Origin of the sequence: Arthrobacter sp. AZCC_0090 (genome assembly GCF_014207375.1) — a bacterium.
GTDB lineage: Bacteria > Actinomycetota > Actinomycetes > Actinomycetales > Micrococcaceae > Arthrobacter.
Genome location: NZ_JACHEE010000011.1, coordinates 82722 through 100636 on the forward strand (window position 1 = coordinate 82722; position 17915 = coordinate 100636).

Annotated in this window: 18 protein-coding genes and 1 tRNA gene; 10 read left to right on the forward strand and 9 right to left on the reverse strand. The window is 64.6% G+C overall.

Annotation, left to right across the window (positions count from 1 at the left end; translation table 11 throughout):
- Positions 1–53: 53 nt before the first annotated feature.
- Genes HNP00_RS16985 through HNP00_RS16995 form a run of 3 tightly spaced genes read left to right on the forward strand, consistent with a single transcriptional unit; the run spans position 54 to position 5677 of the window.
- On the forward strand, positions 54–1481 hold the full coding sequence (locus HNP00_RS16985; RefSeq protein ID WP_184740902.1) for a glycosyltransferase: 1428 nt from the start codon (positions 54–56) through the stop codon (positions 1479–1481).
- Positions 1481–3595, forward strand: a complete 2115-nt coding sequence (locus HNP00_RS16990; RefSeq protein WP_184740994.1) for a glycosyltransferase family 39 protein — start codon at positions 1481–1483, stop codon at positions 3593–3595. Before HNP00_RS16985 ends, HNP00_RS16990 begins: the two co-directional genes overlap by 1 nt.
- Before the next feature lie 6 nt (positions 3596–3601).
- Positions 3602–5677 carry a glycosyltransferase family 39 protein gene (locus tag HNP00_RS16995; RefSeq protein ID WP_184740903.1) on the forward strand — a complete coding sequence of 692 codons (2076 nt, stop codon included), beginning with the start codon at positions 3602–3604 and terminating at the stop codon, positions 5675–5677.
- Positions 5678–5699: 22 nt separating this feature from the next.
- Here HNP00_RS16995 and HNP00_RS17000 read toward each other — a convergent pair whose 3' ends face one another.
- The 3 genes from HNP00_RS17000 to HNP00_RS17010 form a co-directional block, all read right to left on the reverse strand.
- Positions 5700–6377 carry an HAD-IA family hydrolase gene (locus tag HNP00_RS17000; protein ID WP_184740904.1) on the reverse strand — a complete coding sequence of 226 codons (678 nt, stop codon included), beginning with the start codon at positions 6375–6377 and terminating at the stop codon, positions 5700–5702.
- Between the two features lie 54 nt (positions 6378–6431).
- Complete coding sequence (locus HNP00_RS17005; RefSeq protein WP_184740905.1) at positions 6432–6809, reverse strand: VOC family protein; 378 nt, start codon at positions 6807–6809, stop codon at positions 6432–6434.
- A 139-nt stretch (positions 6810–6948) separates the two neighbouring features.
- The gene (locus HNP00_RS17010) at positions 6949–8418 is read right to left on the reverse strand and encodes an MFS transporter (RefSeq protein ID WP_184740906.1); all 1470 of its coding nucleotides are present in this window, start codon (positions 8416–8418) and stop codon (positions 6949–6951) included.
- 100 nt (positions 8419–8518) lie between these two features.
- Between HNP00_RS17010 and HNP00_RS17015 the strand changes: the two genes are divergently transcribed.
- Together HNP00_RS17015 and HNP00_RS17020 are read left to right on the forward strand one after the other, a co-directional pair.
- Positions 8519–9241, forward strand: a complete 723-nt coding sequence (locus HNP00_RS17015; protein ID WP_184740907.1) for a TetR/AcrR family transcriptional regulator — start codon at positions 8519–8521, stop codon at positions 9239–9241.
- A 536-nt stretch (positions 9242–9777) separates the two neighbouring features.
- On the forward strand, positions 9778–10188 hold the full coding sequence (locus HNP00_RS17020; RefSeq protein ID WP_184740908.1) for a hypothetical protein: 411 nt from the start codon (positions 9778–9780) through the stop codon (positions 10186–10188).
- Positions 10189–10198: 10 nt separating this feature from the next.
- Here HNP00_RS17020 and upp read toward each other — a convergent pair whose 3' ends face one another.
- The gene (upp, locus tag HNP00_RS17025) at positions 10199–10834 is read right to left on the reverse strand and encodes a uracil phosphoribosyltransferase (RefSeq protein WP_184740909.1); all 636 of its coding nucleotides are present in this window, start codon (positions 10832–10834) and stop codon (positions 10199–10201) included.
- A 23-nt stretch (positions 10835–10857) separates the two neighbouring features.
- Here upp and tadA point away from each other — a divergent pair, with 23 nt between their 5' ends.
- The 3 genes from tadA (at position 10858) to HNP00_RS17040 (ending at position 12201) form a co-directional block, all read left to right on the forward strand.
- The gene (gene tadA / locus HNP00_RS17030) at positions 10858–11367 is read left to right on the forward strand and encodes a tRNA adenosine(34) deaminase TadA (protein WP_184740910.1); all 510 of its coding nucleotides are present in this window, start codon (positions 10858–10860) and stop codon (positions 11365–11367) included.
- 178 nt (positions 11368–11545) lie between these two features.
- Positions 11546–11926, forward strand: coding sequence for a VOC family protein (locus HNP00_RS17035; protein WP_184740911.1), 381 nt, complete (start codon positions 11546–11548; stop codon positions 11924–11926).
- The gene (locus HNP00_RS17040; protein WP_184740912.1) at positions 11923–12201 is read left to right on the forward strand and encodes an acylphosphatase; all 279 of its coding nucleotides are present in this window, start codon (positions 11923–11925) and stop codon (positions 12199–12201) included. The genes HNP00_RS17035 and HNP00_RS17040 overlap by 4 nt, the downstream gene beginning before the upstream one ends.
- A 7-nt stretch (positions 12202–12208) precedes the next feature.
- On the opposite strand, the gene HNP00_RS17045 is transcribed toward HNP00_RS17040, so the two are convergent.
- From HNP00_RS17045 to HNP00_RS17055, 3 genes are read right to left on the reverse strand one after another with little or no spacing between them, the layout of a single operon-like run.
- Positions 12209–13429 (reverse strand): DNA glycosylase AlkZ-like family protein, encoded by a 1221-nt coding sequence (locus tag HNP00_RS17045; RefSeq protein ID WP_184740913.1) that lies wholly within the window; start codon positions 13427–13429, stop codon positions 12209–12211.
- 48 nt (positions 13430–13477) lie between these two features.
- On the reverse strand, positions 13478–13873 hold the full coding sequence (locus HNP00_RS17050; protein ID WP_184740914.1) for a 6-carboxytetrahydropterin synthase: 396 nt from the start codon (positions 13871–13873) through the stop codon (positions 13478–13480).
- Between the two features lie 2 nt (positions 13874–13875).
- Entirely contained in the window at positions 13876–14901 is a 1026-nt protein-coding gene (locus HNP00_RS17055; protein WP_184740915.1) for a zinc-binding alcohol dehydrogenase, read from the reverse strand.
- Positions 14902–15043: 142 nt separating this feature from the next.
- On the opposite strand from HNP00_RS17055, the gene HNP00_RS17060 reads away from it, so the two are divergent.
- Positions 15044–15133: transfer RNA gene (locus HNP00_RS17060), tRNA-Ser, on the forward strand.
- 61 nt (positions 15134–15194) lie between these two features.
- Here the strand turns inward: HNP00_RS17060 and HNP00_RS17065 are convergent.
- Together HNP00_RS17065 and HNP00_RS17070 are read right to left on the reverse strand one after the other, a co-directional pair.
- Positions 15195–16328 (reverse strand): tyrosine-type recombinase/integrase, encoded by a 1134-nt coding sequence (locus HNP00_RS17065; protein ID WP_184740995.1) that lies wholly within the window; start codon positions 16326–16328, stop codon positions 15195–15197.
- Positions 16315–16767: a helix-turn-helix domain-containing protein gene (locus tag HNP00_RS17070; protein WP_184740916.1), complete on the reverse strand. Its 453-nt coding sequence runs from the start codon at positions 16765–16767 to the stop codon at positions 16315–16317. The genes HNP00_RS17065 and HNP00_RS17070 overlap by 14 nt, the downstream gene beginning before the upstream one ends.
- A 170-nt stretch (positions 16768–16937) precedes the next feature.
- On the opposite strand from HNP00_RS17070, the gene HNP00_RS17075 reads away from it, so the two are divergent.
- Complete coding sequence (locus tag HNP00_RS17075) at positions 16938–17141, forward strand: AlpA family transcriptional regulator (protein ID WP_028265857.1); 204 nt, start codon at positions 16938–16940, stop codon at positions 17139–17141.
- Positions 17142–17915 lie beyond the last annotated feature (774 nt).

Genomic DNA, 17915 nt, shown 5'->3' on the forward strand with positions numbered 1-17915 from the left:
ACATCACAGCTTGCGCCTAAAGCCTTCAAATTCGGCAGCGCCACTCTGGATTCATGACGCTCATCGAATCCACCACAGGAACCCTGAAGGACCCCGCGGTGGTGCCGCCGGGCCCCCCGATGCACCCCATTCAACGCAGCGCTGTCGCTCAACACAACGCAGTGCGGCGCGCCCCCGTGGACATCCGCACCGCTGTCCCCGTCCTCGACGTCACGATCCCTGTCTTCAACGAGGAACGCGACCTCGAAAAGTGCGTGCGCAGGCTTCACGGCCACTTGCGTGAATCCTTCGCACACGGCTTCCGCATCACCGTGGCCGACAACGCCAGCACGGACAGCACCTTGAAGATCGCCGAGCGGGTGGCTAGGGAACTGCCGGAGCTCGTGGTGGTCCATCTGGAGGAGAAGGGACGCGGCAACGCCCTGCGCAAGGTATGGCTCGCATCGCCGTCGCCGGTTCTGGCCTACATGGACGTGGATCTTTCCACGGATCTCGCCGCACTAGCTCCCCTTTTGGCGCCGCTGATCTCCGGCCATTCGGACCTCGCCATCGGCACACGGTTGGCGCGCAACTCCCGGGTTGTCCGCGGCCCCAAGCGCGAATTCATCTCCCGCAGCTACAACCTGATGCTGCACTCGTTCATGGGCGCCCGCTTCAGTGATGCCCAGTGCGGCTTCAAAGCGATCCGGGCAGATGTGGCGCAGCAGATCCTCCCCCACACCATGGACAACTCCTGGTTCTTCGACACTGAACTCCTTGTCCTCGCAGAACGCTGCGGCCTCCGGGTCCACGAAGTGCCGGTGGACTGGATCGACGATCCCCATTCCAGCGTCGACGTGGTCCGCACCGCCCTGGCCGACATCCGCGGCATGGCCCGACTCACGCGGGACCTCGTCTCCGGACGGATTCCCATCCCGGAACTGCGTGCAGCCCTTGCGCGCGGGCCGCTCCCGGCGTCGTCCCGAACCGCTGAACAGAGCCCCCGCAGCAGCCTGTTCGGGCAACTGGTCCGGTTTGCCGCGATCGGTGCTGCGTCCACCCTCGCCTATGTGCTCATCTTCCTGTTCTGCCGCGGCTTCATGGACCCGCAGCTGGCCAACTTCCTAGCCCTGCTCATCACGGCTATCGCCAACACCGGCGCCAACCGGCGCTTCACCTTCGGCATCCAAGGCGGCAACCCCGTCAGGCACCACTTCGAGGGATTGATCGTCTTCGGTATCGGCCTGGCACTCACTTCCGGAGCGCTCGCCCTGGTGCACAGTACGACGACGCCGGACCGCTGGGGCGAGCTCCTCACCGTAGTCGGGGCAAACCTCGCCGCCACCGCGGTCCGCTTCCTGTTGTTCCGCCTATGGGTCTTCCGGCAGCCAACCGCTCGACCGGCGCAGGTCCCGCCGGCGCAGCCGGCGCAGCCGGCCCAGCCAGAGCCAGTGATCGAATCAACCACGCCAGACAGCCCGCTCACAGAAACGGCAGCATGATGACCTCCACGATCTCTCCCGCAGGCACCGAATCCGCAGCCGGAACCGACACGGCAGGTCCCGCCGTCGGAACTGTCACTCCTGGTTCCGGCGACGCAGCGCACGGCCGCCGCTCGACCGGCCCGTCAACCCCCGGGGCCTCGAGTACCACGCCCCGCTGGGCCAGTTACGTCTTTGGCCGGCAGCCTCGCTGGGTGCGTCCGTCCGCCGCCGGGCTCCTTGTGTCCACCGCGTTCTTGTATCTCTGGAATCTCGCGGCCACCGGGTATGGAAACTCCTTCTATGCTGCGGCCATCCAGGCCGGTACCAAGGACTGGACGGCGTTTCTGTTCGGTTCGCTCGACGCCGGCAACGCCATCACCGTGGACAAGCCACCTGCTTCCCTGTGGATCCCTGCCTTGGCGGGCCGGATCTTCGGCTTCTCGCCCCTGAGCATGCTGGTTCCCGAAGCGCTGATGGGCGTGGCCGCCGTCGGACTCCTCTATTTGACGGTCAAGCGCGTGTCAGGACCGGGCGCGGGTTTGTTGGCCGGTGGTGCCTTGGCACTGACTCCGGTGGCCGCACTCATGTTCCGCTTCAACAATCCCGACGCCATGCTCACGCTGTGCCTCGTGTTGGCGGCGTACTTCACCACTCGCGCCATCGAACGCGCGGGCTGGAAGTGGCTCGCCGCTGCCGGCGCCGTGGTGGGCCTCGCGTTCCTGAGCAAGATGCTGCAGGGTTTCCTGATTGTTCCGGGCCTAGGACTGGCCTACCTGTGGGCTGCACCCACGACGTTGCGTCGGAGGCTGCTGCACTTGCTCGGCGCATTGGCCGGCATCGCAGTGGTGGCCGGCAGCTATATCGCACTTTTCCAACTGACTCCGGCCTCGGCACGGCCTTACATGGCAGGCTCGACAACCAACAGCTTCCTTGAGCTGACCTTCGGCTACAACGGCCTGTCCCGTATCACTGGCTCGGGCGAAGGTATGCCGGGCGGCGGAGGCGGCGCGCCCGCCGGTGGACTTGGTGGCTTCGGCGGTGGCGGTGGCGGCAACGCTGGCTTCGGTGGAGCTGCCGGGATCACCCGCATGTTCGGCACGAGCTTCGGAGGAGAGGTCTCCTGGCTTCTGCCCGCCGCCTTGATTCTGCTGGCGGCCGGCCTGTGGTTCACCCGCCGGGAAGCACGAGCCTCCCGCACCCGCGCTTCCCTCATCCTGTGGGGTGGCTGGCTTCTGGTCACCGCTGGCGTATTCAGCTTCATGAGCGGCATCGTGCACCCCTACTACGCGGTTGCGCTTGCTCCGGCCATCGCGGCCTTGGTGGGCATGGGCAGCGTGGAATTGTGGCGTGGCCGCGGGTACTGGCCAGCCCGGATCATCCTGGCGGTGGTGGTCCTCAGTAGTTCAGTGTGGTCCGCGGTTCTCCTGGGCCGCGATGCTTCATGGCTTCCTTGGCTGCGCATTGTGATCGTCGTCCTGGGTGTGGTGGCGGCCGCTGCAATCCTGCTTCGCCTCGACTCGCTACGCCCTGCCAGCCAAAATACTGCCGGCCGGTTCCGCAACGCGGCGGCCGCGGCCGTCGTCGTCGTTTCCCTTCTCGCCGGCGGCCTCGGCACGGCGGCGTGGACCCTCGCGACGGCAGCTACCGCGCACTCCGGTTCCATTCCGACGTCGGGTCCCAGCGGCTCCGCGATGGGCGGCTTCGGGGGCCGTGCTGGCGGATTCGGTGCTGCACGTGCCGGTGCTGCACGTGCTGGTGCTGATGGTCAAACTGCCGGCGGCCCCGGTTCGGAGGGAACGGCCGACGCCGGACTGACCGCGTTGCTGACGTCCACCACCACCACGTGGTCCGCGATCGTTTCCGGCGCCACCCAGGCCGCCAGCCTCGAGCTGGCCACGAACACCAACGTGATCGCACTCGGTGGCTGGAACGGCGGCGATCCCTACCCCACGCTGGCACAGTTCCAGGACATGGTGTCCAAGGGACAGATCGGCTACTTCATCGCTGGTGGCGGCATGGGTGGCGGTGGATTCGGCGGCCGGGGCGGAAACTCCGAGGTGGCAGCTTGGGTTCAGGCCAACTTCCCAGCCCAGACAGTGGGCAACTCCACCGTCTACAAGCTGGCGAAGTAGGTTCCGATGACCACCTCCTACTCGACGGAAGCCGGTTCCAAGCCAGATGAGTCGGAGCAGCCGATCCCGTTGGTCCTGCGACCGCGCTTGGTGCCCTTGCCGCGGACGCAGGTCCGGGACGAGCAGTCCCGCACCGGCCGAAGCCGAAGCGAAAGCCGCCCAGCCCTGCGGCACCGCGTGGAACTTGCCGGGGTGCTCCTCGCAACGGCGGTCCTGTATCTCTGGAACCTTGGCGCTTCCGGCTGGGCCAACCCGTTCTATTCCGCGGCAGCCCAAGCCGGTTCGCAGGATTGGGCTGCCTGGTTCTTCGGATCCTCCGACGCCGCCAACTCCATCACGGTGGACAAGCCGCCGGCATCGCTCTGGATCATGGGCCTCTCGGTACGGATTTTCGGGCTGAGCTCCTGGAGCATCCTGGTTCCCGAGGCGCTCATGGGCGTTGCCACGGCGTGGCTGCTGTACCTGGCAGTCCGGCGGGCCGCGGCCCCCGCCACCGGCGATCTACGGCTAGCACACCGGGCCGGGCTGCTTGCCGCCGTCGTCATGGCCATCACCCCGGTGGCCACGCTGATGTTCCGGTTCAACAACCCGGACGCCCTGCTGGTGCTGCTCATGACGGCCGCCGGCTACGCCACACTGCGGTCCATCCAGGACAACAAGCTGGGCTGGCTCCTGCTGGCCGGGGTGTTCCTGGGCTTCGGCTTCCTCACTAAGCAACTCCAGGTGCTGCTGGTGGTACCTGGATTTGCCATAGCATATGTAGTTGCCGCGCAGGGTGGAGTGGGCCGTCGCCTGCTTCGACTTCTCGGCGCTGGGGCAGCGATGGTGGGAGCCGCCGCTTGGTGGCTCGCCGTCGTCGAACTCATTCCGGCGAACATGCGGCCCTACATCGGCGGCTCCCAGAACAACTCCATCCTGGAACTGACGCTGGGCTACAACGGCCTGGGCCGACTCAGCGGACAGGAGACCGGCAGCGTGGGGGGCGGCAACGGCTGGGGGGTTCCAGGGCTGTTCCGCATGTTCAACAGCGAGTTCGGCGGCCAGATCGCGTGGTTGCTTCCCTCGGTGCTGGTTCTCGGGGCCGGGCTCCTGTGGCTTGGCCGCCGTGCCCCGCGCACGGATGGCGTCCGTGCCTCGGTGATCGTGTGGGGCTCGTGGGTGCTTGTCACCGGGCTCGTCTTCAGCTTCATGGCCGGCATCATCCATCCCTACTACGCGGTAGCCCTGGCTCCGGGCATGGCCGGTCTCGCGGGCTTGGGCGGGGTGCTTTTGTGGCAGCACCGGGCCCAGCTCGTCGCCGCCGTATTGCTCTCCGTGGCGATTATCGCTGCAGGACTCATGGCGTTCGAGCTCTTGGGCCAGACGCCGGCCTTTGTCCCTTGGTTGCGCTGGCTGGTGCTGTTCGGCGGTTTCGCCACGGCGGCCGGACTGCTGCTCGCCGGACGCTTCGCCTCCCGGACCATCCAGCGCACGACGGCGGCACTCGCCCTCGCGGCATCGCTCGCCGGGCCGTTGGCCTACTCGATTTCAACGGCGTCCGTGACGCACAGTGGTGCAATCGTCAGTGCGGGTCCGACGGCGGGATTCGGTGGCTTCGGCGGAGGCGGCTTCGGCGGCCGGGGCGGTTTCGGACAGAACGGCACTGGCCAAAACACAACACCGCAAGCCCTTCAGCAGCCCGGCGCGCAAGGCGGCTTTGGCGGGAACCGGCAAGGCAGCGGTATGGGCGGTCTTCTCGGCTCCACCACGCCGTCGTCGGAGTTGGTGGCCGCACTGAAAACCGGCGCCTCGAACTACACTTGGGCGGCCGCCGTCGTGGGTTCCAACAATGCGGCCGGCTACCAGCTGGCCACAGAACTGCCCGTCATGGCGGTGGGCGGATTCAACGGAACGGATCCGTCTCCCACGCTTGAGCAGTTCCAGCAGCTCGTGGCGCAGGGCAAAATCCACTACTTCATCGCCGGTGGGACCATGCAAGCCGATAGTGGGTCTGCCGCTCCGGCCCAGATCGCGCAATGGGTGGCTGCGAACTTCCAGGCGCAGACCATCGGCGGAACCACGGTGTACGCGCTGGCCGGCTGAGTGTTGGCTGCCCTCGGGCTCGCTAGAACCGTAGTTCGATGACCCGGCGGCCCGAAGCGTCCAGGCTCGCTGCGGCAGTGACAGCGGAGTAGTCCGCGATCTGCCACAACCCATCTGCCGCTTGGCCGCCGGCATCGCCCACCACTACTGTCCTCATCCCGGCGGCGAGGGCGGCGGCGATCCCTGCGGGAGCATCTTCGAAAACGACGACGTCGGCCGGCTCGGCACCAAGCAGCGCGGCCGCCGTGAGGTACCCTTCCGGGTCCGGCTTGCCGCGGGTCACGGCCTCGGAGGTCACGGTGGTCGTGGGCATCGCGAGTCCCGCTGCTTGCATGCGCACGCCGGCGAGGATCCGATCGGCCGAGGTGACCATGGCGACGGCATCGGCAGGCAAGGACTGCAGGAGTTCCGCGGCTCCAGGCAATGCCACAATCCCGTTGGTCCGCGTCCGCTCCATCTCACCGAGTTCTTCGGCGAGCGCGTCAATGTCAGCTCCCGCCGGGGCGAATCGGCGCACCGTGTCCTTAGCCTGGACCCCGTGCGAGGTTCGCAGGATCTCCTCGATGTCCAGTCCATAGCGGCCGGCGAATTCGCTCCACACCTGTTCCACGATCGCGGTGGAATCCACCAGGGTCCCGTCCATATCGAAGAGGACGGCCCGGACGGTCAAGGTTTTCACGGATTCAGCAGGCAGGTTCATGCGTCCATCCTGCCCGGGTTGCTGCTCCGCTACCCAACTCTTACGATCTGCGTCCTAGCCGTTGGGCCTGCTGGGGATGTACTGAACGGCCCATTTGTTGCCGTCCGGATCGGCGAAGTACACAAAGTGGCCCCAGTCCTGGATGTCGATGTCGCTGACTTCCACGCCGTTGGCCTTGAGCTGGCTGTGCGCCTCCTGGATGTCGCCCACCACCATCTGCAAGCTAGGGGCGGTGCCGGGAGGGGCATCGTTGAGGCCTTCGCCGATGCAGATGGAGCAGGCCGAGCCCGGCGGAGTCAATTGGACAAAGCGGATGCCGTCCATGGGCCGCTCGTCGTAGTCGGCGTTGAAACCGACTTTGTTGACGTAGAAATCCTTGGCGCGGTCCACATCGGACACAGGGACAAACACAAGTTCAAGTTTCCAGTCCATGCGCCAAAGGCTATCGGCGGAGCCGGAAAACCGGTAGGGGGCAATCGTTCCGGCTACGCGTCGCCTCCGAGACCGTGGGCGCGGGGCGTGGGCTGCGTTGCGGAACACGGCCTCCGGCCCGAACGCGCGAATTCGCGGGCTAGGCGATCTGCAGGGAAGGCTCGACGGCGGTGCTCGCCCGGGTGCCCACGCCGGCTTCGGTTTCAGCCTGGCTTGCGGCTAGTTGTTCGGCCAGCCTGCGGGCTCGGGCGCGGGACGGGAGGAGCCACGCCACCACGGTGGCGAGGACCAGCACGGACGCACCAACGTAGATGGCAGGAACGGCCGCGTCCACATAGCCCGTGGGAGTGAGTTTGCCGCCGGCTCCGGTGAAGACTGCTGTCAGGACCGCAACACCAAGGGCTACGCCGATCTCGCGAAGGGTGGAGTTGGTGCCGCTCGCCTTCGCGTGGTCCTCGGAGCGCATGTTGGCGAGCACCGACGTCGACATTGGCGCGAAAACCAAGCCCATGCCGATTCCCGCCGCTACGAAGCCTGGCACCAAGGTTTCGTACGGGACCGTCGCGGAAAGGACTCCGGCCAGCCAGAACATGCCCGCTGTGAGTAGGGCGAGGCCCGTGATCATCAGGGTCCTGGTGCCGAGCCGTGGCGCCAGCAGGCCTGCCAGCGGTGCCACGAACATGGGGGCCAACGTCCAGGGCATGGTCATGGCACCGGCCGCGAGGGGTCCGTGGCCCTGCACCACCTGAAGGAACTGGATGAGAATGAAGACGGAACCGAAGATCCCGAAGCTGAAGGTCAAGCCGATCAGGTTAGCCACCGTGAAACTGCGGTCGCGGAAGAGGCGGAGCGGAAGCAGCGGCGCGGCGACGCGGGATTCCCACAGCACAAAGGCAAGCAGCAGGACGCCACCACCGATCAAGGCACCGAGCACCTCGGCGCTGGACCAACCGGCGTCGTTCCCGCGGACGATTCCGAACACGAGCGCCAGAAGACCCAGTCCGGAGAGAAGCAAGCCTACGACGTCGGCGCGGACGCGGGCGCCGAAGCTATTCGGCAGTGCAAAGAGCGCCAGCGGAATCGACAGGATTCCGATGGGCACGTTGAGCCAGAAGATCGCCTCCCAGCTCCAGCCTTCCACCACGGCCCCGCCGATCAGCGGCCCTAGTGCCACACCCAAGCCGGAGACTCCGCCCCAGATCCCGATGGCGAGCGGGCGCAGCCTGTCACTGACCGAACCCACCAGGAGGGTGAGCGAAAGGGGCATCAGGGCCGCGGAACCGACGCCCTGCACTGCGCGGGCGCCGATGAGCTGCCACGGCTCGGTGCTGACGGCGGCTGCTGCCGAGGCCAGGGTGAAGATGGCAAGGCCAGCGATGAAGACGTGGCGCCGGCCGAAGCGGTCCCCCAAGCCGACGGCCAGCAGCATGAACGCCGCGAAGCTCAGGGAGTAGGCGTTGACGATCCACTGCAGTTCCTCGACGCTCGCGCCGAGGGCCTTGTGCATCACGGGCAGCGCGTTGGTGACCACAAGGTTGTCCAGTGTGGCCATGAAGACAGGTAAGGAGGCCGCCACAATGGCAAGCCAGACAGGAATGGTGCGTTTCATGATGACTCCAGAGGTCGCTGAAGGTGCCGCTTTTTGGGTTGTTGTAATCGAATGATTACTTAAAGGACAAAGTTAGTTATCGACTGATAACATGTCAAGTGTGGCGAAGAAAACACTGGGCACCGGCGCCCCCGAGACAACCCCAACCGGCCAGGCCCCAACCAGTCAGGCAACTGCCGAACGCATTCCTGCGGCGCAGCGGCGGGAACTGATCCTGGAAGCCGCCACCGGCGTCTTCGCCGAGCGTGGCTACGCCGGTTCCACCACGGACCAGGTGGCGAAGGCCGCGGGCATCAGCCAACCGTATGTAGTGCGCATGTTCGGCACCAAGGAAGCCCTGTTCCTGGAAGCCTTGGACCGCGCGCAGGGCAAGTTGCTGCACGCCTTCCGCGAAGTGATCGCGGCCTACGACGCCGGAGAACTCACCGAAGAACTGCAGCACCTTGATCCGGCTGTTGGGAGCGGCCGGCCGGAGCAGCTCAAACAGCTCATGGCGATCGCCTACGCGGATCTGGTGGAGGACCGCGGGATCCTCATGATGCTCATGCAGGCTTTCGTGGCAGGTCATGAGCCCGCCATCGGGGCACGCGCCAGGGAAGGATTCCTGGATATTTACCGCCTGGTACGGGATGAAGCCGGCCTGCTCCCGGAAACAGCCCGCGATTTCCTCGCACAGGGCATGCTCATGAACACCCTGATCGGCATCCGCCTGCCGGAAATCTACGAACAGGACTCGACGGCCGAGGAGTTGCTCGAGTGCACCCTGCGGGCGAAGCTGCCCATGGTGCTCAAGGCAAGCAGGGCCCAGCGGCGGGCGGGCTAGCTCGTAAGGCCGAGACCGTGGGTGCGGGCCGAGGGCCGCGTTCCGGAACGCGGCCCTCGGCCCGCACCCACGAATTGGCGGATCCACTGCGTCAGGTGAAACAACTTTGATCCGGCTGACGCTTCCCAGGGGTGTGCCCCCGGGCTGGAGGTAGGGCTCTTTCTGCGGAACGGGCCAGCGACCTCCACCGTCTACAATGACCGGCACTGGCGTGCAGGTATCGCCGAAGCAAGCAATGACACCTAGCTCTTTGCCGGTGAAGCCAGTCAGGTCCAGTTCAATGCGACCATCGTTGACAAACCCCATCGCCGGGCAGGCACGAGTGGAAACAGCGTTGCCGCAATGAGTGCCGCAAGGGGAAGAATGAGCGCGGGAGGGTGCCTCATGGCCCAAGCTTACGGCCACGTCGTACAAGGCCGTCGCGAAGTACCAGCCTCAGCGTGGAGGGCTTCGCACCATTGACGACTACTTACCAAGGTGCGAAATTGATAGCGTCGCAGGCGCAAAAGGGAATGCGCTTTTCCCGAGGGGGCGCAATGCGGGGCAAAGAGTCCATCAGCTTCACCTTTCCGGATATCCAAGAGTTTTGGGGCCGTCTCGTGAGGAGGAACGTGCTCAGCTCGGCGCTCTCGCTGATGATTTGCCTCGCGACGATCGCAACGAGATTTGGGCTGGAAGATGGCCCTTATCTGGCAATCTTTCTGGCCTATTGCGGTATCCAACTAGCGTTGTCGCTTGCCTACTGGACGCGGCAAAACAAGCTGATCCCGCGCATCGTTCAGAGATTTGCCGTCGAATTCATGCTGCGCACTGGCATCCCGACACTTCCGGGTGACGTGGATGTCCTTCGGACCAAGCAGACGGTATTTGCGCGTGATGAGGATGGCGAGCCGCATCTGTGGACCGTGAGGCGCCGGCGTGACGTGTTTACGATCGCGCCGGCATGAGCGCCGTGAGCTAGCCCGCCACGCCGTACAGGCGGTCTCCTGCGTCGCCCAGGCCGGGAACGATGTAGGCCTTCTCGTTGAGCCTCTCGTCGATCGAAGCGAGCACGATCTTGACGTTGGCCTCGGAAAGCTCCTCTTCCAACTTGGCCAAGCCCTCCGGTGCAGCCAGCAGGCAGATGCAGGTGACGTCCGAAGCGCCGCGCTTGAAGAGGAACTTGATGGCCTCTCGCAGGGTGCCGCCGGTGGCAAGCATGGGGTCCAGGACAAAGATCTGGCGGCCGGTCAGGTCCTCGGGGAGACGCTCGGCGTAGGTGATGATGTCCAGGGTTTCTTCGTCGCGGGCCATGCCCAGGAAGCCCACTTCGGCAGTGGGGACCAGCTTGGTCATGCCCTCGAGCATGCCGAGGCCTGCGCGCAGGATGGGGACCACCAGGGGCGTCGGCTTGGTGAAGGCGGTACCGATCGCCTTGGTGACGGGTGTTTCGATCTCCACCGGTTCGGTCCTGACCTCGCGGGTGGCCTCGTAGGCCAGGAGGGTGACGAGTTCTTCGGTGAGTTGCCGGAAGACCGGTGAAGGGGTGTTCTTATCCCGCAGAACGGTGAGCTTGTGAGCGACCAGCGGGTGGTCCACGACGAATGTGCGCATGAGTCCAAAACTATCATTGAGGCATGAGCACCAACGAGCCTTATCACGCGGAGCACGCGGCCTGGATGGGCCTCGCCCTGGACGAGGCGCGCAGGGCGCTGGACACGGAGGACGTGCCGATCGGCGCTGTCGTTTTAGGGCCCGACGGCGGTGTGCTGGGTGCCGGACGGAACGAGCGGGAAGCGCACGGCGACCCAACGGCGCACGCCGAGATCGTCGCCATCCGCGAGGCTGCCGCCGCCCTGCAGCGCCATGCGCTTGAACTGGGCGAAGGTGGCGACGGTTGGCGGCTCGAGGACTGCACACTCGTCGTCACGCTTGAACCGTGTGCGATGTGTGCCGGAGCCATCGTGCTGGCCCGGATTCCGCGGGTGGTCTTCGGCGCGTGGGACGAGAAAGCCGGTGCCGCCGGATCCGTGTTCGACATCCTGCGGGAACGCCGCCTCAACCACTGGGTGGAAGTCTACGCAGGCGTGCGCGAAGACGAATGCTCGGCCTTGTTGCGCGACTTTTTCGCAGCCCACCGGAAGTAGCACGTCACATTCTGCTCAATCATTCGAATGGCCACATCCCGCAGCCCCGGAATCACGCGGCAGCGGACCCGAGGGGCAAGGAATGATCCAGCAGAATGTGTCGCGAAGCGTGCAAAAGGGCCTTGCAATTGCCAATCCGTTGGACGTCAGATGGTCTCAGACACATCACGGAGGACAAATGACGATCTCTTTCAACCACACCATCGTCTACGCAACGGACAAACGCCGTTCCGCGGAGTTCCTGGCCAACGTTTTTGGGCTGCCAAAACCACAGCCGATGTGGTCCTTCATGACCGTCTCACTTGACCACGGAGTGGCCCTCGATTTCGCCACGGCGGACCGGCCCATCTCCCCGCAGCACTACGCATTCCTGGTCAGCGAGGACGATTTCGACGGAATCTTCGAGAAGATCCAGGCCGAAGGAATCCCCTACTGGGCGGATCCTGCACGGTCCCGCCCGCAGCAGATCAACCATAACGACGGCGGTCGCGGCGTCTACTTCGCGGATCCGGACGGGCATTTCCTTGAGGCGATCACGCGGCCCTATGGTGCGGCATGAGTTCCCCCGTGCGGATCACGGCCATAGTGACGGGCCGCGTCCAAGGCGTCGGTTTCAGGTACTGGACAATGGCCAAGGCCCGACGGTTGGGTCTGGCTGGCGAGGCGGCGAACCAGATGGACGGCTCGGTGCAGGTGATCGCAGAGGGTGATCGCCAAGCCGTCGATTCCCTGCTGGAATGGCTACAGTCCCGGGATGCCCCCGGCCGCGTGGACAACGTGGATGCCACTTTCACGCAAGCCACCGGCGAATTCTCCGGGTTCGGAGTGGACTGAGTCCGACCTAGGCGTTTGCGGCGTTCGCCTCATCCAAGGCATCGATGCGTTTCTGCCGCGACGCCGGAGAATCCAAGCTGAACGAGCGGAAATCACCAAGGTCTTCGCGGATCCAGCCCTCCACGTCGGCGATTCGCGCTTTGACGGCCGCGGTTGGCTGGGCGAACGTCCAAGCTGCGATCCGTTCCTTGCCGGGATCGTACTGCCACAGGCCGATAATCCGTCCCCGGTCCAGGATCGGGTGGTCGGACAAGTCCGCTTGAAGCGCCAAGGTGGTGTCCAGGACCTTCCTGCCGCGATCCTCGTCGGCCAGCATGTCCGCCGAGTTCCGGCGCAACAGCACCAAAGAGTCCGTCCCGGCCAGAAGCTGAATCTGCTCCTCCCGAGGTGCCTTGAACGCGGAAAGGCGTTCGACGTCGTCGGGCAGCATCCACTGCGGCTCGCCTGCCGCCGTGGTCACTTCGACCGCGTCGACGGCGGCCAGCGCCGCCTTGCTCTGCGCGACGGTGAAGCCCGTGAACCATTGGCTCTGCTTGAACGTTGCCCCGCCGGTCCAGCGCAGATACCGTTCGATCAAGCGTGCGCGGGCGGCGTCGTCGTCGATGGGGCTCGGCGGCAGCACCCATGAGGTGTAGGCGTAGCGCTGCTGGTCGAGGCGGCCGTTGACGGGGACGCGGCGGATGCGGCCGTCGGCTTGCAGGAGGCCCAACGCCGTGGGGAGGGTGGTGGACGCGCCTTTCTTCTTGCCTTCTTCGCCGAGGCTGCGGACGGACTCGCCGAGTTCGTCCTTGAGTTGCTTGGGGTCCATAGGGTCGCTGGACTCAGTGAGGGTGTGCAGCACCTGCTCTTCGAGCAGCGTGATCTCACCGCGTTCGACGCCGAGCCGCGCCAGGACCTTGAACGGCGCCACTGCAGCGTCCCGGCCAACCTGGAGGCCCCAGGCGAAATCGTTCCGGCCAAGGACATAGGTGCAACCGCGGGCCGTGGGGAGTTCGTGGATATTCAGCTTTGCGACGTCCCGGTCCACTTGTTCGCGCCTGATCCCGGCCCGGGCGAAGAGCGTTAGGTAGGGGTTGGCGCCGCCCACGGAACGGGCCCAGCCGGCGTGGTCCAGGACTTCCTCGGACGTCTTGCCGGCGAGCGAACCGTCGAGGCCTTGCCTATGCCACGCCCAGGCGCGGAGCAGTTCCGGAGTGAGCGTTTGTGTGGAAAGCACGGCGGACGTCATGGCCCCATTCTGCACCGTTGCTAGCCATCCGCGGCAGTCCCGCGCGAGCTAGCGCTCGAAATCCAGCGAGAAGCCTGCCCAGGCGTCGGGATGCTCGCGCAACAGCACGTCGACGCCGGCGAGCGCGCCGCCGTCGTCGCTCTCGCGGACCTTAGCGGCAACCGCTTCCGCGATGAAGCGGGCCAGAACCTCCGTCGTCGTGAGCTGGCCCGTGAAGTCGGGGACGTCATCGAGGTTCCTGTAGTTCAGGCGGGCCAGCACCTCATCCAGGATGGTTCCGGCGGCGCCGATGTCGAGCACGATGGCATTGTCGTTCAGTTCCGCGCGACGGAACGTCACCTCGGCCACGAACGTAGCTCCGTGCAGTCCTTGGGCGGGCCCGAACGATTCCCGCGGGAGGCTATGCGCGATCATGAAATGCCGGCGGACGGTGAGGCTGAACATGGTTAGTCCTTGCTTCCGGTTTTTGGATAGGCAATGACGTGGCAAAGATCGTCCAGCTCGCCGTTTTCCAGGCCATCGAAGACCCCTGGGAGCTCCTCGAACTGCGACTCTCCCGTGAGGAAGGCATCGAACATGGGGTCCGCCAGCAATGAAACTGCCAGCTCCAGCCGCTCGCTGGACGTCCTGCGGTGCCTGCGCGAACGTGCAACCACCCCCACTTGGCTGGCACGGATGGATAAGCGCCGGGCATGGAAGTCCTCGCCCAGCGGCAGGGAAACAGCCCGGTTCCCGTACCAGGAGAGTTCGATAATCTCGCCCTCGTCACCCACCAACTGCAGGCTTCGGGCCAATCCTTCATCCGTGGCCGAGCAGTGGAACACGATGTCGCAGTCCTGGAGCGCGTCGTCCGGAAGCGCGAACTCCACGCCCAAAGATTCCGCCAAGCCGCGCTTGCGCGGATCCGTTTCCACCAATTGCAAGCGCCCCAGCGGGAAGCCGCGCAAGAGCGCTGCGGTCATGCCGCCCACCAGTCCGGCCCCGACGACGGCGATCCTGTCACCGAGGCGCGGCCCTGCCTCCCAGAGGGCGTTGAGGGCAATCTCCGCGATGCCGGTGAGCACGGCGCGGCGTGGCGGCACACCGTCGGGTATTCGCGTGAGGGAGGTGATAGGCACGACGTAGCGGTCCTGATGCGGATGCAGGCAGAAGACGTTCTGGCCGGTCCAGTCTTCGTGGCCTTCCTCGACGACGCCAACCGACAGGTAGCCGAACTTGACCGGCCCCGGGAAATCTCCCGTCTGATGGGGCGCACGCATCTCCCTGGCAATCCGTGGAGGGACGTGGGCTTCATGGACCACCAGTTCCGTGCCCCTGCTGATGCCCGAGTACAAGGCCCGAACCAAAGCCTGTCCCTGCCCCGGGGCGGGCAGATCCTCGCTCCGCAGTTCACCTTGGCACGGGCCCACGGTCCAGTAGGCCAATGCCGTTTGCGTGGGCGTGTTCTGCGGTGCGTGATCTGGGAGAGTCATCTTGCCTGTGAATGTAGCCCCGCGGCCGCGAATGCGGAAGGGCTGGCACTTCCGGGAGTGCCGCCGTTTGACGGCGGTGTGGCGGGTCCGGCGCCACGCCGTTTTGGGGAACAGGGCTCCACTCCGGTACCCTATTTCAGTTGGTGACGTGTCCGAGCGGCCGAAGGTGCAACACTCGAAATGTTGTTTGGTGTAAAAGCCAACGTGGGTTCAAATCCCACCGTCACCGCCACTTGAAAGGCCCCTGCTTCCCTTTGTTTACAAGGGAACGGGGGCCTTTTGCTTTGCCGGAATCACGGTTTTGGGCACATTTTGGGCACATTCGCCAGGGACACTGCATGGTCCAGGGCGTCCGAAACGCTGTCCAAGTCCCCGTCAAACAGGTCCGCATAGATGTCAAGGGTCATGGCCGCCGAGCTGTGACCGAGCATTCTTTGCACCGCTTTGACGTTCGCGCCGGCTGATACAGCAAAGCTCGCGGCGGAATGCCGGAGATCGTGAGGCGTGATTCGTGGCACCCCTGCCCTCTTCACTGCCCCCGCGAACCAGCTCATGTTGTCATCGTGCACGCGTGCGAGGCGGAGGTGATGGCCATTCTCGCCGGGAAACACGAGATCATTTCTGTCCTTGTTCTCACACTGCTGTGCTAGGGGCTCGGCAAGGAATCGCGGGAACGGCACGGTTCGTTTCTTGTGGTTCTTTGGCGTACCTACTTCGATCACCGAACCGACCTGAACCGCGTTTTCCTCAATCACGAATCGCCGCCGCAACATGTCCAGATGCTTGACTCTCAGACCTGTAGCTTCACCCCATCGCAACCCACAGTAGGCCAGCACCAGGACCAACGTCGGATACTTGCTGGCTGCCGCGAGTGCGTGCACCTGCTCGTGACTCAGGTAGACGTGCGGCTTCTTGACTTTACGTGGCAGCGTTACGCCACGTGCTGGATTACTCAATGTTCGACGGTCGCTCACGGCGTCATCCAGAATCGCAGCCAAAACGCCATAGGCACGGATTACAAGCGTTGCCCCCTTCGGCTTCCGGGGCGGGACAGCGCTCTGATCCCCTGTCGTCAAAGCTGAGACCCACTGCTGCACATCTGTCTTTCGGATGTCAGAGACTGCCATACCACCCCACACCGGCAGCACATGATTACGCCAGGCCGACTCCACGGGGCGCAATGAAGATGGCTTCAAATGAGTCTGCCGCGACAACCACGCTTCCCCAAGCGGACCGATCAGGGCCTTTGCGGCTGCCGCATCTATGAACTCCCCGCGGGCCTTGGATACCTCAACGCTGGCGAGGAAAAGCTCGGCATCCCTCTTTGTCCTGAATCCACGCTTCTTGGTCTGCACCCGGTCAGGTTTCCGGTAGCGAACCTGATACCGACGCCCGGCCCGTGTGTCATAGGGTTCAATCGTTGCCATCGCCGGATTGTTCTTTCGCTGCGTTCTGATCAACCAGAGTCTTGATAATCGCGCTGAGCTCGTCCACTCGTAAATTGAGGTCCTCGAACGTCACGGGACCAATTTTGGTATTCCCTGCCGGGATGAAGTCGGGGCGCAGCCCCCGTACGTAGTCATCACTGCCCACGCTGCCTTCGATCGGTGTTATGCCATCCGCCCATTCCCAAACCCGTACCAGGTCAGCCGGGTCAGCTCCGGTGACGGCCACCGGCTCGTCGAGCGACTTGGGAAACAACAGTGCATTTGGGTTCACGCCGAGGACTACCGCCAGGGCCACGAGATCATCAACATCAACCCGCCTAACGCCGGCCTCGATCTTCTGTATTCCGCTCGCGGAAATTTCGTGCCCGACGCCCCTAAGCCTTTGCTGAAGCTCCCGCAGGGTGACATTCCCCCGCAAACGCTTCAGGTTCCGAGCGACGGTCTTGCCGGTTGGGCCAATGTCATGTCCTCGCAGCCGCTCTCCACTATGTACCATATAAGAAACGATACACGCTATATAGACAACAAGCGTAATTAGCAACTTTGCATCTAATATGACGAGGCGTTCACGGAAGGGAATGAGGCTTCATGGAATCGGAACTGCTGACGCCGGCAGAGCTGGCAGCCAAGCTTCACAAGACGGCGCCCGCATTGGCGCAATGGCGCTATAGAGGGATGGGCCCTAAGTTCGTGAAATTAGGCAGCGGCGTCCGCTATCGCGCCAGCGATGTAGAGGCATGGCTTGACGCACAGACACGCTCTCAGACAGGCCAGGTAATCCCGAGCGTCTAGGACCGCAATTTTTGGGCAGACGATCTACCCATTGGCGTCTACCGCATCGGGCCGCTTAGGGATCAGTCGGAGCGACTTCAGCTCGTGGTTGGCTTCGGGCCTGGAAGCGCAGGCGACGCGGCCCGCGAACAAGTCTTGCGGGCCGCCCGCCGTCATCCTCGGGTCACACGCATGCGCAGATAGATTCGCGGGGCGTGAACCACCATCAGACGGACGCCGTCGAGTGCACACGTCACCAATGTTTCGGCGGATGAACACAGCCTCCGTGGGCTTGGCATCGCATCCCGGTCTCACATTGTTTGCCGTCCCCGCCGCTCAGTCAAGGGCGCGTCCGCGTCACTACGTGATGGGCCTACGGCCCACCCTTGACGGCACGACGAGGACGGAGACGATGGCCGTTACCGGGATGCGGGCAAGACTGAGACGGCTCTAACAGGTCGCACAACTGGATCCCCGGCCAATACGCGAGGACGCGGGGCGCCCCTGAAGCTTGCGGTCAACTTCATCCGCTTCAGGGAGACGAAGGAGTGGTCGTGCACCCCCAATGCCCCCCGGATGGAGCGCCTGCATTAGCAGTGCCCGAATGCCTGCCGCGATAGTTGGCTTGTCCCCGCGAACCGCGCAGACGGCAGATCCAGGCAAGTGGTAGCCGATGTCTTCGCCTTCCGCCAGGCCCGTCAGCTGCTGTTTACGGGCCCTCGTTCCCAAACCTAGGTTTCAATCTGACATTTCGAGTCGGGGGTGGAGTTCACTGACCAGGATCGGAGATGGCTT